Source organism: Streptomyces sp. B21-083, from assembly GCF_036898825.1.
Taxonomy (GTDB): Bacteria; Actinomycetota; Actinomycetes; order Streptomycetales; family Streptomycetaceae; genus Streptomyces.
Map to the genome: position 1 here is coordinate 1,583,898 of NZ_JARUND010000001.1, position 12,748 is coordinate 1,596,645.

General features: G+C 70.0%; 10 protein-coding genes. 5 read left to right on the forward strand and 5 right to left on the reverse strand.

Annotated features, from left to right (window positions below; all coding sequences use genetic code 11):
* Window positions 1-40: 40 nt before the first annotated feature.
* Together QA861_RS06925 and QA861_RS06930 are read right to left on the reverse strand one after the other, a co-directional pair.
* Window positions 41-187, reverse strand: coding sequence for an MFS transporter small subunit (locus QA861_RS06925; protein ID WP_334587322.1), 147 nt, complete (start codon window positions 185-187; stop codon window positions 41-43).
* Window positions 162-1,496, reverse strand: coding sequence for an OFA family MFS transporter (locus tag QA861_RS06930; protein ID WP_334587323.1), 1,335 nt, complete (start codon window positions 1,494-1,496; stop codon window positions 162-164). Before QA861_RS06930 ends, QA861_RS06925 begins: the two co-directional genes overlap by 26 nt.
* Before the next feature lie 363 nt (window positions 1,497-1,859).
* Here QA861_RS06930 and fdhD point away from each other — a divergent pair, with 363 nt between their 5' ends.
* Window positions 1,860-2,717, forward strand: coding sequence for a formate dehydrogenase accessory sulfurtransferase FdhD (fdhD, locus tag QA861_RS06935; RefSeq protein WP_334587324.1), 858 nt, complete (start codon window positions 1,860-1,862; stop codon window positions 2,715-2,717).
* Window positions 2,718-2,813: 96 nt separating this feature from the next.
* On the opposite strand, the gene QA861_RS06940 is transcribed toward fdhD, so the two are convergent.
* Complete coding sequence (locus QA861_RS06940) at window positions 2,814-3,245, reverse strand: MarR family winged helix-turn-helix transcriptional regulator (protein WP_334587325.1); 432 nt, start codon at window positions 3,243-3,245, stop codon at window positions 2,814-2,816.
* 98 nt (window positions 3,246-3,343) lie between these two features.
* On the opposite strand from QA861_RS06940, the gene QA861_RS06945 reads away from it, so the two are divergent.
* Window positions 3,344-4,270 (forward strand): quinone oxidoreductase family protein, encoded by a 927-nt coding sequence (locus QA861_RS06945; RefSeq protein WP_334587326.1) that lies wholly within the window; start codon window positions 3,344-3,346, stop codon window positions 4,268-4,270.
* A gap of 172 nt (window positions 4,271-4,442) precedes the next feature.
* Entirely contained in the window at window positions 4,443-6,353 is a 1,911-nt protein-coding gene (locus QA861_RS06950) for an exo-alpha-sialidase (protein WP_334587327.1), read from the forward strand.
* Window positions 6,354-6,426: 73 nt separating this feature from the next.
* Here QA861_RS06950 and QA861_RS06955 read toward each other — a convergent pair whose 3' ends face one another.
* Window positions 6,427-7,506, reverse strand: a complete 1,080-nt coding sequence (locus QA861_RS06955) for a bile acid:sodium symporter family protein (protein WP_334587328.1) — start codon at window positions 7,504-7,506, stop codon at window positions 6,427-6,429.
* 128 nt (window positions 7,507-7,634) lie between these two features.
* On the opposite strand from QA861_RS06955, the gene QA861_RS06960 reads away from it, so the two are divergent.
* Both QA861_RS06960 and QA861_RS06965 read left to right on the forward strand, forming a co-directional pair.
* Entirely contained in the window at window positions 7,635-8,498 is an 864-nt protein-coding gene (locus tag QA861_RS06960) for a LysR substrate-binding domain-containing protein (protein ID WP_334587329.1), read from the forward strand.
* A 355-nt stretch (window positions 8,499-8,853) separates the two neighbouring features.
* Entirely contained in the window at window positions 8,854-10,680 is a 1,827-nt protein-coding gene (locus tag QA861_RS06965) for an AMP-dependent synthetase/ligase (RefSeq protein ID WP_334587330.1), read from the forward strand.
* 28 nt (window positions 10,681-10,708) lie between these two features.
* On the opposite strand, the gene QA861_RS06970 is transcribed toward QA861_RS06965, so the two are convergent.
* The gene (locus QA861_RS06970) at window positions 10,709-12,742 is read right to left on the reverse strand and encodes a PQQ-dependent sugar dehydrogenase (RefSeq protein WP_334587331.1); all 2,034 of its coding nucleotides are present in this window, start codon (window positions 12,740-12,742) and stop codon (window positions 10,709-10,711) included.
* Between the last annotated feature and the right edge of the window lie 6 nt (window positions 12,743-12,748).

The window sequence follows — 12,748 nt, forward strand, 5'->3', positions numbered from 1 at the left end:
GGGTTGTCGGCTTCCATCAGCCTCCCCTGTGACCGAACACCTACCCTGTGAACAGCTGTGTCGCCTTCTGTACCAGTTCGTAGATGCCGTAACAGGGCGGCAGCCCCACCCACAGCCAGGCGAAGGCGATCAGGGGACGGCGGTCGGGCGGGCCCGCGGTCTCAGACGGACTGCTCTCGCTGGACATCGGCGGCCTCCTTCGGCGCGGGCATGTGGTGGCGGGGATGGACGGGGCGGACGAGTTCGTTGGCGACGAAGCCGACGGCGAGCAGTCCGATCATGATGGCGAACGATGTCCCGTAGAGGGCCGAGCCGTGTTTGCCTGCCTCCTCCTGGCGGTCGGCGATCCAGTTGACGATCAACGGGCCGAGGACCCCGGCCGTGGACCAGGCGGTGAGCAGCCGTCCGTGGATCGCGCCGACCTGGTAGGTCCCGAAGAGGTCCTTCAGATAGGCGGGGATGGTGGCGAAACCGCCGCCGTAGAAGGAGAGGATCACCAGGGCGCACAGGATGAACAGCGGCTTGGAGGAGTCTCCGAACCAGGCTATCGACGCGTACATCAGTGCCCCGACGCCGAGGTAGACGCGGTAGATGTTCTTGCGGCCGATCAGGTCGGAGGTGGACGACCAGCCGATCCGGCCCGCCATGTTGGCCGCCGAGAGCAGCGCGACGAAACCGGCCGCCGCCGACACCGAGACCGGTGTGGAGCTGTCCGCGAAGAAGTCCTTGATCATCGGCGCGGCCTTCTCCAGGATGCCGATGCCCGCGGTCACGTTCATACAGAGGATGACCCACAGACACCAGAACTGCGGGGTCCGCACGGCGCTGCGCGCGGAGACCTGGACGCCCGTGAGGGCGCTCGGCCCGTTCGACCCGCCGGCGGCGGGCTGCGCACCGCGCGGCACCCGGACCAGGAGCACTCCGAGCGACATGAACGCGGCGTACGCCAGTCCGTGCACGAGGAAGGCGAGCGCGATCCCGGAGCTGTCGGAGCCGAACGACTCCAGCATCTGCGCCGACCACGGCGAGGCGATGAGCGCGCCGCCGCCGAAGCCCATGATCGCGATGCCGGTGGCCATGCCGGGCCGGTCGGGGAACCACTTGATGAGGGTGGAGACGGGCGAGATGTAGCCGATGCCCAGGCCGATGCCGCCGACGAAGCCGTAGCCGAAGACGATCAGCCAGTACTGCTCGGTGGCGGCGCCGAGTGAGGCGAGGAGGAAGCCGGAGGAGAAGCAGACCAGGGCGACGGTCATGGCCCAGCGCGGCCCGTTGCGCTCGACGAGGGTGCCGCCGAACGCGGCGGACAGGCCGAGCATCACTATGCCGAGCTGGAAGGGCAGCGCGCTCTGTGTGCCGCTGAGGCCGAGCGCGGATTCCAGCGGCGGCTTGAACACACTCCAGGCGTAGGCCTGACCGATGGAGAGGTGGACCGAGAGGGCGGCCGGCGGGACGAGCCAGCGGCTCCAGCCGGGCGGTGCGACGGGGGGACTCATGATCCCGGACGATAGGAACCGGCCGCACGGTTGGGAAGGCGGCCGGTCGAACTCGCCGACCGTATGCGGTGAACGGTATCCGCCCTGCGCCGAACGGTCGTTCGGACCGGGCGAACGGTCTCCCCGGTCACCCGGAGCACCCCTTCCCGGCCACCGCCTCTCCGCTCCCCGGCCACCGGCGCCGCCCCCGACCCGTGTCGCGCCTCTTGCCGACCCCGACTTCCATACTGTAGACAATATGTCGTCAACCGGTTCCCTCCTGTCGGCGGAACTCCACGGACCGCGGCGCCATCTCGCGCGTGCAGGACAATGAGAACGAGAAGGTCACCTACCAGCAGGCACAGAACCGGGGCTGATCAGGACATGGGACGAGTCACCGAACGGCGCAGGGTGATCCGGATCCGGGACGGGGCGGTCTCCACCCGGCCGGACACGCTCGTCGCCGAGGAACCCATGGAGATCCGGCTGAACGGCAAGCCGATCGCCATCACCATGCGGACGCCGGGCGACGACTTCGCGCTCGCCGCCGGCTTCCTGGTGAGCGAGGGCGTGCTCGCCGAGCGGCGCGATCTCCAGAACATCGTGTACTGCGCGGGGGCCACCACGGACGGCTCGAACACGTACAACGTGGTGGATGTACGGACGGCTCCGGACGTGGTGCTACCCGACATCACACTGGAGCGGAACGTGTACACGACGTCCTCGTGCGGCCTGTGCGGAAAGGCCAGCCTGGACGCCGTCCGTACGACGGCACGCTGGGCGATCGACGACGGCGCCGACGCTCCCCCGGTCCGGCTGACGCCCGAGCTGCTCGCGAGCCTCCCCGACCGGCTCCGCGCCTCCCAACGGGTGTTCGACCGGACCGGAGGGCTGCACGCGGCGGCCCTGTTCACGGAGGAGGGCGAGCTGCTCGACATCCGTGAGGACGTGGGCCGGCACAACGCGGTCGACAAACTGGTCGGCCGGGCGCTGCAGAACGGCGACCTGCCGCTGTCCCGCGTGATCCTGCTGGTCTCCGGCCGAGCGTCGTTCGAACTGGCGCAGAAGGCGGTCATGGCCGGGATTCCGGTGCTGGCGGCCGTCTCGGCGCCCTCGTCGCTCGCCGTCGACCTGGCGGCCGAGTCGGGGCTGACCCTGGTGGGGTTCCTCCGGGGCAGCAACATGAACGTGTACGCGGGCGAGGACCGTATCGCTCTGCAGGCCGCGGCCTCCCAGGGCTGAGCGGTTTTCCCGCGGCACGGCGGCGGGGCCCCGAACGGCGGGGAGCGCCCCCTGCGCCGGTGGGGCCCCGCTTCTGCCCACCTGGCCGCCTGCCGGCTAGCGCGTGCCCGAGACCCGGGTGAGCAGGCCCAGGAACAGCTCGCGTTCCATGCCCGTGAGCGGCGCCAGCAGCTCGTCGTTGGCTTTGCGCGCGGCCCGCTCGCAGCGGGCCAGCAGTTTCCGCCCCTCCGACGTGACCGTCACCGCGTTCTTGCGCCGGTCGCGCGGATCGGGCGTGCGTACGACCAGTGAGGCGTCCTGAAGGTCGTTGAGCACGCCGACCATGTCCTTGGCGTCGAGCCCCACCCCGCGCACCAGTTCGGCCTGCGCGACCGGGCCCACCTCCGCTACGGCGGAAAGCACCACGTGATGCCACATTTTCAGCCCCTCGTCCGCCAGCGCGGCGGCGACCAGCGCCCGTCCGCGGTCGGCGGCCCTCCCCAGGATCCAGCTGGGGAGGACACGTATGGAACGAAGTTCTACAGACATGCGGAAAGACTAACCAATAATCATTGGACCTCCCAATGGTTATACGTTTATCGTTGGAGCTCCCAACGGTTTCTGGACGTGCGAGGTAAGAGGTGCGGATGCGGCGGGTTCGGTACGGGCACACAGGTGGTCCCCTGTTCCTGGAGGAGGCCCCCCTGCCTGAGCCCGGGCCCGGTGAGCTCCTCGTGCGCTGCGAGGCGGTCGGCGTCACCCTCCCGGCCGTCCGCAAGGTGACCGAGGCCACCGAACCGGTCCCGCTGGGCGGCGAGATCGCCGGAGAGGTCGTGGCGGTGGGCGCCGGAGTGACCGGATTCCGACGGGGTGAGCGGGTGACCGGGCTCTGTTTCGGCCACGCCTACGCCGACTTCGCGGTGCTCCAGGAGGTCATGGCCTCCCCCGTGCCCGACGACGCCTCTCCCGTGGACGCGGTCGCACTCGTCCGCAGCGGGCTGGTCGCCCTGGGCGCACTGTCCGCCGCCCGCCCCTCGGCGGGTGAAACGGCGCTGATCACAGGGGCGGCGAGCGGTGTCGGGCATCTCGCGGTGCGGCTCGCGCGCAGGCGCGGCGCGTCCCGGGTGGTCGGCGCCGTCTCCAGCCCGGCCAAGGCCGACTTCGTGCGCTCCCTCGGCGCCGACGAGGTCGTCGCGTACGACCGCCTGGGCCGCAGCGACCGGTTCGCGCCCGTGGACTACGTCCTCGACGCGGTCGGCGGGGCGCTGCTCACCCCGGCACTGGCCGCCCTCGCGCCCGGCGGGCGGCTCGTCGCGTACAGCTCGGGCGGCGGCACCGTCCAGGCGTACGACCTGCTGGTGGGCTCCACGTCCGTCACCGGGTTCCAGCTGCGCCGAATAGCCCGCGAGCGACCCGAGTTGTACGAGCGGTGGCGCCGCGAGCTGTGGCGGCTGTTCACCGAAGGAACCGTACGACCGGTGGTGCACGGGGAGTTCGCGCTGGCGGACGCGGCCGGCGCACACCGGGTCATCGAGTCCCGGACCAACCTCGGCAAGGTTGTCCTGATCCCCTGACACACGGTTCTTGTGGGGCGGCTGAGCATCCAACTACCGTCTGATGCGCGCACGTTGGACGTAGGATGTCCAGATTTTCGGATGCCCAATTGTTCAGATGTCCAGACCTCTGAAGTCACGAACTCTGAAGTCCAGACGCATGAAGTCCAGACGTTGAAGGGCAGGGCCGTACATGCCGTCAAGTCTTCGCGCACGTCTCAGATATACCCTCACGGCCGTGTTCACCACGGCCGCTCTGCTGTTCGCGATGCCGAGCCCCGCAGGCGCCGAACAGGCCACCCCCACGGCCACGTTCGAGCAGCAGGTGCTCTTCCGGGCCTCCCAGGACCCCGGTTACGCCTGCTACCGGATCCCCGCGATCGTCCGGACCCTGAAGGGCACGCTGCTGGCGTTCGCCGAGGGGCGGAAGGACAACTGCGGGGACGCCGGTGACATCGATATCGTCGTCAAGCGGTCGACCGACGACGGGCGCACCTGGGGCCCGGTCCAGGTGGTCGAGGACGGCGGGGTGGACACGCACGGCAATCCGGCGCCCATCGTGGACCGGGAGACCGGCCGCATCCTCCTCGCGGAGAGCTGGAACACCGGTCGGGGCGGCGGCAACTGCCCGGTGCCGTGCGACCGCAGCCCGCATATGCAGTACAGCGACGACGACGGGGTGAGCTGGTCCGAGCCGCGCGACCTGAGCGCCGAGATCATGCCGCCCGAATGGAACTCCTGGTATGCGACGGGCCCTGTGCACGGCATCCAGCTCACCCGGGGCGACCACGCGGGCCGGCTCGTCTTCGGCGTCAACACCGAGACGTGGGACGGCAGTCGGATCAGCGCCAACCACGCGGCGCTGATCATCAGCGACGACGGGGGCGACCACTGGAAGGTCGGCGCCACCGACAGCTGGCCGATCGCGGCGGACGGCACCTTCCGGCAGAAACCGTCCGAGGTGACGCTCACCGAGCGCTCGGACGGGGTGATCCTGGTCAGCGGGCGCGAACAGGACGGTACCGATCTCGGACACCGCACGCAGGCCTTCAGCGCGGACGGGGGCGACAGCTTCCTCACCCCGTTCCGCGCCCTCCCGGATCTCTACGCGCCCCAGGTCCAGTGCTCCACGGTGGGCCTCGGCGCCCGCGTGCTGCTGGCCTGCCCGGCCGATCCCGACCGGCGCCGGACGATGATGATCCGCTCCTCCTACGACGGCGGGCGCACCTGGGACAGCGTGGACCGGGGCACGGTCGTCACGCGGGACTGGTCGGGCTACTCCGACCTGGTGAAGATCGACAGCGAGACGGTGGGCCTGCTGTACGAGGGCGGCGCCGTCGACGCACGCGACGAGATCCGCTTCGCCCGCTTCACCGAGGACTGGCTGATGCCCGCACGCGGCCCGGACCCGACCACCCGTGACCTGGCCCCGGGCGCCCTCCCGGCCGCCGTTCTCGGCGGTGCCACGCCGACCACCGGGGTGTTCGGCGACGGCGCACTGGAGTTCGACGGTGTGGACGACGCCGTGCGCCTCCCGTACAGCGACCGTCTGCCGCTCGGCACCAAGGACTTCACGGTGGCCCTCTGGTTCCGGACCACGGCGACGACGGGTGACCGGCCGCTGTTGTGGATGGGCGGGGTCGGCTCCACCCAGCCGCAGGTCTGGCTGCGCGCCGAACCCGCGAGCAACCGGGTCCGGGGCCTGATGACCGTCCGGGACGGCGCGTCGGCCGTCAGGACGGCTTCCGCGACCTCCGTGGGCACCTACAACGACGGCCAGTGGCACTTCGCGGCCCTGCGCCGTGGCGGCGGCCAGTTCACCCTCTTCGTCGACGGTACGGCGGTCAGTGTGGCGGACGTCGCCGGGTCCGTCAGCCGCAACTCGGTGTTCGGGGTGCACATCGGGCAACGGGTCGACAGCCTGCAGCACTTCAGCGGTGCGATCGACGATGTCCGGGTCTGGGACCGGGCGTTGGACACCGCGGAGCTGTCCACGGCCTCCATGACGGCGGCCGTGGACGAGACGGCGGCCACGAGCAGCACGGTGCTGTGGCTGCCCCTGGACCAGGTGAACGAGAGCCGTTCACATCGCCGGCGCTCCTGACGGCGTACGGAGATCGTTTTCGCGCGAGGACCGGGCCCGGCCACTGTGGCCGGGCCCGGTCCTCGTGAGCGACTCAGCGGCGCCGCGTCGCCGCGCCGGCCGTCAGGCGCGGCGCTCCGGCCGCGTCCTGCTCGGCGGTCACCGGGGCGGTGGCCTTCGGGTCGTCGGCCTCCGGGTCGGCGGTCACCGGGTCCTGCGAGCGGCGTTTCGCGATCACCGCGCACACCATCAGCTGCATCTGGTGGAAGAGCATCAGCGGCAGTACGGCCAGCGCGGCCTGGGCCCCGAACAGGACGCTCGCCATGGGCAGTCCGGCCGCCAGGGACTTCTTCGAACCGGCGAACTGGATCGTGATCCGGTCCTCGCGGCCGAAGCCGAGCGCCTTGCCGCCGTACCAGGTGAGCGCCAGCATCACCGCGAGCAGGACGGCCTCGACGAGCAGGAGTCCGGCGAGGCGGCCGGGGCCGACCTGGTGCCAGATGCCCTCGACCATGCCCTCGCTGAACGCGGTGTAGACGACGAGGAGGATCGAGCCGCGGTCGACCAGCCCGAGCACCTTCTTGTGCCGGGTGACGAACCCGCCGATCCAGCGCCGGAGCAGCTGCCCGGCGAGGAACGGGACCAGCAGCTGGAGCACGATGTCGACGAGCGAGTCGAGTGAGAACCCGCCGCCGGTGCTGCCGAGCAGCGTGGCCGCGAGCAGCGGGGTGACGACGATGCCGACGAGGGACGAGAAGGAGCCCGCGCAGATCGCGGCGGGCACGTTGCCCCGGGCCATCGAGGTGAAGGCTATCGACGACTGGATCGTGGACGGGACGAGGGTGAGGAAGAGCAGGCCGGTGTAGAGGTCGTGGGTCAGGAACACCGGTGCGAGTCCACGGGCGGCCAGGCCGAGCAGCGGGAAGACGACGAACGTACAGGCGAGGACCGTGCCGTGCAGGCGCCAGTGTTTCAGCCCGGCCAGCGCCTCGCGGGTGGAGAGGCGGGCGCCGTAGAGGAAGAAGAGAAAGGCGATGGCCGCCGTGGAGGCACCGGAGGCGACGTCGGCGCCCGTCCCGCGTGCCGGGAGGAGCGCCGCGAGGCCCACCGTCCCGAGCAACAGCAGGATGTAGGGGTCGATCGGCATCCAGCTCGGCCACTTCAGGCGTTTCACGGTGCTCCACTACTCAGGTTCAGGGACGGTCGTGCCCTTTCCATCGTCCTCCTCCACCTCGTGATCGGGAATCCCGCACACCGCTCTGACTGTCATCGCGTTTCGCGATAACAAGGTAGCGTGGAGGGGTGTACGACCCCTCTCATCTGCGGACCTTTCTGACGGTGGCCCAGACGCTCAGTTTCACGCAGGCCGCCCGTCGGCTCGGGCTGCGCCAGTCCACGGTCAGCCAGCACGTACGGCGGCTGGAGGACGCGGCCGGACGGCAGCTGTTCTCCCGGGACACGCATTCGGTGGAGCTGACCGAGGACGGCGAGGCGATGCTCGGTTTCGCACGCCGCATCCTGGAGGTGCACGAGCAGGCGACGGCGTTCTTCACGGGCACGCGACTGCGCGGCCGGCTGCGGTTCGGCGCGTCCGAGGACTTCGTGCTGACCCGGCTGCCGGAGATCCTGGAGGCCTTCCGCAACGACCATCCCGAGGTCGGTGTGGAGCTGACGGTCGAGCTGTCGGGCACCCTGCACGAGCAGTTGGCCGCCGGAAAACTGGATCTCGTCCTGGCCAAGCGGCGCCCCGAGGATCCGCGTGGTGAGCCGGTCTGGCACGACGAGCTGGTGTGGATCGGCGCGGAACGGCTGCGTCTGGAGGCCGACCGTCCGGTGCCGCTGATCGTGTATCCGCCGCCGGGTATCACCCGCGCCCTCGCCATGGAGGCCCTGGAGCGGCAGGGCCGGGCGTGGCGTGTCGTCTGCACCAGCGGAAGCCTCAACGGACTGATCGCGGCGGCCCGGGCGGGCCTCGGCGTGATGGCCCACTCGCGCGGCATGATTCCGCCCGGTCTGGTCCGCGTGCCCGACCGCGCCGGGCTGCCGGAACTGGGCCAGGTCGACTTCGTCCTGGTCCACGGCCACCGCCGTACGTCGGCCCAGGGTGCGGCGGACGCGCTGGCGGCGGCGATCCTGACGAGCGGGGACCGGCTGCACCGGCGGTGACGCTACGGATGCCGGGACGGGCGCCGGTTCGGGCGCCGGTGCGGGTGTGACGAAAGTGACGTCCGGAACGCAGTGGGAGAAGGCGAACGGTCGCCCGCAGGTCCTTCGCGACCTTAAAGAGAATCCCAAGAGCCCTGGCACGGGCGGTGAGCGGGTCGGTCGGATTCGGTGGAGATAAAGGGACCGAGTCATACGTCGACGGAGGATTTTCTGTCCGTCCCCTACCCATACAGACGTATTTTCCGCCCTGCGCCGGCGCGTAAGCAGAGCACCGCTCGGTTTCGTACCCCCTCCCGCGGTATGAGGCCGTGGGGTAGCTTTCACGGCGCTGTGCAAGGCGTCACTAGGAGCGGGTTTGCGCGAATTCACCAACCCTCCGTTGGCGTTGGCGCCGCCCGTGGGCGGACTGGCCGACGTGGTGTTCGAACATGCCCAGGAAGACCCCCTGCGTGTCGCGCTCGGCCGCAAGGACGAGGCGGGCCAGTGGGGCGACGTGACGGCGGGCGAGTTCCGCGACGAGGTCCTCGCCCTCGCCAAGGGCCTGCTCGCACAGGGCATCCGGTTCGGGGACCGGGTCGCGATCATGTCCCGTACGCGCTATGAGTGGACGCTCTTCGACTACGCGCTGTGGACGATCGGCGCCCAGGTGGTGCCGATCTACTCGACGTCCTCGGCGGAGCAGGTCTTCTGGATGCTGTACGACGCCGAGGTCACGGCGGCGATGGTGGAGCACGAGGACCACGCGATGACCATCGCCACGGTCATCGACCGGCTTCCCCGGCTGCGCCAGTTGTGGCAGCTCGACGTCGGCGCCGTGCAGGAGCTGTACGAGGCCGGCGCGCATCTCGACGACGACATGGTGCACCGGCACCGGCTCGCGGTCACCCCCGAGTCGACCGCGACGATCATCTACACCTCCGGCACCACGGGCCGCCCGAAGGGCTGTGTGATCACCCACGCCAACTTCATGTTCGAGGCGGACACCGTCATCGAGCGGTGGGAACCGGTGTTCCACTCCAAGAAGGGCGACGAGGCGGCGACTCTCCTCTTTCTCCCCCTCGCGCATGTCTTCGGCCGGATGGTGCAGGTGGCCGCGATCCGCGGCGGCGTACGTTTCGGCCACCAGCCGCAGCTGAACGCGGCTGCCCTGCTGCCCGACCTCGCCGCGTTCCGGCCGACGTTCTTCCTCGGCGTGCCGTACATCTTCGAGAAGGTCTTCGGCGCCGCCCGCCGCAAGGCCGAGCGGGAGGGCAGATCCGGCCCGTTCGAGAAGGCCGTCGAGGTCGCGGTGCGCTACGCGGAGGCCATGGAGGAGAAGGCCTGGGATGTGGGCCCCGGCCCGTCGGCGGGCCTGCGGATGCAGCACCAGCTCTTCGAGAAGCTCGTGTACTCCAAGATCCGGGCCGCGATGGGCGGGCGCGTACGGCAGGCGATGACCGGCGGCTCGGGCATGGACCGGCGGCTCGGCCTGTTCTTCGCGGGCGCGGGCGTCCACATCTACGAGGGCTACGGCCTGACGGAGACGACGGCGGCGGCCACCGCGAACCCCCCGGAGCGGACCCGATACGGCACCGTCGGCCAGCCCATCCCGGGCATGACGGTGCACATCGCGGACGACGGCGAGATCTGGCTGCGCGGCGACAACGTCTTCCAGGGCTATCTGAACAACCAGAAGGCGACGGACGCGACCCTGCACGACGGATGGCTGGCCACCGGCGATCTGGGCTCCCTCGACGAGGACGGCTTCCTCACGATCACCGGCCGCAAGAAGGAGATCCTGGTGACCTCGGGCGGCAAGAGCGTCGCCCCGGGAGGCCTGGAGGAACGCGTCCGGGACCATCCCCTGGTCGCCCAGTGCATCGTGGTCGGCAACGACCGGCCGTACATCGCGGCCCTGGTCACCCTGGACCGGGAGGCCGTCGAGCACTGGCTCGCCATGCGCGACAAGCCGCAGCTGACCTCGACGGAACTGGTCCGCGACCCGGACCTGGAGAAGGAGGTGCGGCGTGCCGTGGTCGCCGCGAACACCCTGGTCTCCAAGGCCGAGTCGATCCGGACCTTCCGCATCCTGGCCCAGCCGTTCACCGAGGAACACGGTCTGCTGACGCCGTCCCTGAAACTGAAACGCAAGGCGATCGAGGACGCGTACGCGAAGGAGGTCGAGGCCCTGTACCGGGCCTGACCTCCTTCGGGCCTGACCTCCTTCGGGACTAACTGATGTTCACCCGGAAGATCTTGTCGGACCCGTCCGGCTCCCCTCCGTTGTTGTCGCTGTTGGTGGTGGACAGCCACAGCTGGTCCGCGCCCGGCACCTTGGTGACCGTGCGCAGCCGGCCGTAGGTCCCGACGTAGTACGCGGTCGGCGTGCCCACGCTCTCGTTGTCCCCGTTGATCGGGACACGCCACAGCCGCTCGCCGCGCAGGGACGCCATGTAGACGACGTTGCGGACGATGGCGATGCCGCTGGGTGAGGCGTCGGAGACGTTCCAGGTGGCCTTCGGGTTGGTCATCCCGGAGACGCCGCAGGAGCCCTCGCAGGTGGGCCAGCCGTAGTTGGCTCCCGGCTTGATGAGGTTCAGCTCGTCCTTGGAGCTGTTGCCGAACTCCGCCTCCCACAACCGGCCGCCCCTGTCGAAGGCGAGGCCCTGCGGATTGCGGTGGCCGAGGCTGTAGACGTAGTTGCCGAACGGGTTGCCGGGAGCCGCCTTCCCGTCGGTCGTCATACGCAGGATCTTGCCGTTGAGGGAGTTCCTGTCCTGCGCCAGGTCGGGCGTCTGGGCCTCGCCGGTGGAGACGTACAGATAACCGTCGGGGCCGAAGGCGAGCCGGCCGCCGTTGTGGTAGCGGTTCTTCTTGATGCCCTGGAGCAGGATCTTGTAGTCGCCGAGTTTCGTACCGTCGTACGTCATGCGGACGACGCGGTTGCCCTCGGACGCGGTGTGCATGAAGTAGACGTAGTGGTTGGTCGCCCATTTCGGGTCGACGGCGACGCCGAGCAGTCCGCCCTCGCCGTTGGTGGTGACGGCCTCGGGGACGGTGCCGACCTTGGTGCGGGTGCCGTCCTTCGCGAGTTTCCAGACCCCGAAGTCGTCCCGCTCGGTGACCAGCGCGCTCTGGCCGTCGGGCATCCAGTACGTGCCCCAGGGGATCGTCCAGCCCGAGGACAGCGTGGACACGGAGGACGGGACGCCGCCGTCGGTGGCGCAGGCCTTGGTGGTGAGGCCGACGGTGTTGCTCGGCTCGGAGACGTTGCCGGCCGCGTCGCGCGCGACGACGTTCAGCGTGTAGGGGCTGTCGCATGCGAGGCCGGTGAGGGTGGTCGAGGTCTTGTCGGTGACGGACTTGTAGACGGTGGAGCCGCTGCGCACGTCGTACGCGACGACCGCCCGGTTGTCCGTCGAGGCACCCCACGTCAACTCGGCGCTGTTCGCGGTGACATTGGCGGCCGAGAGGGTGCCGGGCTTCGTCGGCGCGCTGGTGTCGGTACTGGGTGTGGTGGTGCAGTCGACGACGGGGCTGGCGGCGGAGGTGTTGCCGGCCGCGTCGCGGGCGATGACGGTCAGATTGTAGGTGGTGGCGGGCGTCAGACCGGTCAGCGCCTTCGAGGTCGAACTCCCGGACGCCTCACCGATCTTGTTGCCGTGCTCGTAGAGGTCGTACGCTGTCACGCCCGCGTTGTCGGTCGAGGCACCCCAGGCGAGGGTGAGGCCGTTCTCGCCGATGTCCGGGCAACTCGGCTGCCCGGGACGGGTCGGGGCCTGGGTGTCGGCAGCCGCCGCGACGCTGATGCGGTCGAGGTTGGGGCCGCCGCCCGCGGTGGTGGCGGTCGCGCGGATCTTGTTGGAGCCCGCGGTCAGCGGGACGTCGACCGTCTTGGTGACCCAGGTGTTCCAGTCGGCGGTGGCCGGGAAGGACACGCCCGAGGCGACCACCGCGCCGCCGACGGAGATGTCCATCGGGCGGTCGACAGCGGTGCCGTTGGAGTACCGCAGGACGACCCCGGAGGTTCCGGCGGAGGCGGCGCTCACCGTGAACTCCACATACGAACCGGTGACGTTGGTGTAGTCGACGAAGCCGGTGCCCGTGTAGCCGGTGTGGTTGGTGGCCACCGCGCCCTGCACGACGGTGGCGTCCTCGGCCTGGTAGTCGGTGGCGGCCCGCGCGGCGGAGCCCGCCAGACCGACGAGCGGGACGGCGAGGGCCAGTGACAGCCCCCATGGCAGTGCTCTGCTGGGTTTCTTCATTGGCTG

Bases quoted from the DNA above. Each gene is read 5' to 3' on its own strand.
- QA861_RS06930 (WP_334587323.1), bottom strand. From the start codon at position 1,496: ATGAGTCCCCCCGTCGCACCGCCCGGCTGGAGCCGCTGGCTCGTCCCG.
- fdhD (WP_334587324.1), top strand. From the start codon at position 1,860: ATGGGACGAGTCACCGAACGGCGCAGGGTGATCCGGATCCGGGACGGG.
- QA861_RS06950 (WP_334587327.1), top strand. From the start codon at position 4,443: ATGCCGTCAAGTCTTCGCGCACGTCTCAGATATACCCTCACGGCCGTG.
- QA861_RS06940 (WP_334587325.1), bottom strand. From the start codon at position 3,245: ATGTCTGTAGAACTTCGTTCCATACGTGTCCTCCCCAGCTGGATCCTG.
- QA861_RS06945 (WP_334587326.1), top strand. From the start codon at position 3,344: ATGCGGCGGGTTCGGTACGGGCACACAGGTGGTCCCCTGTTCCTGGAG.
- QA861_RS06925 (WP_334587322.1), bottom strand. From the start codon at position 187: ATGTCCAGCGAGAGCAGTCCGTCTGAGACCGCGGGCCCGCCCGACCGC.
- QA861_RS06970 (WP_334587331.1), bottom strand. From the start codon at position 12,742: ATGAAGAAACCCAGCAGAGCACTGCCATGGGGGCTGTCACTGGCCCTC.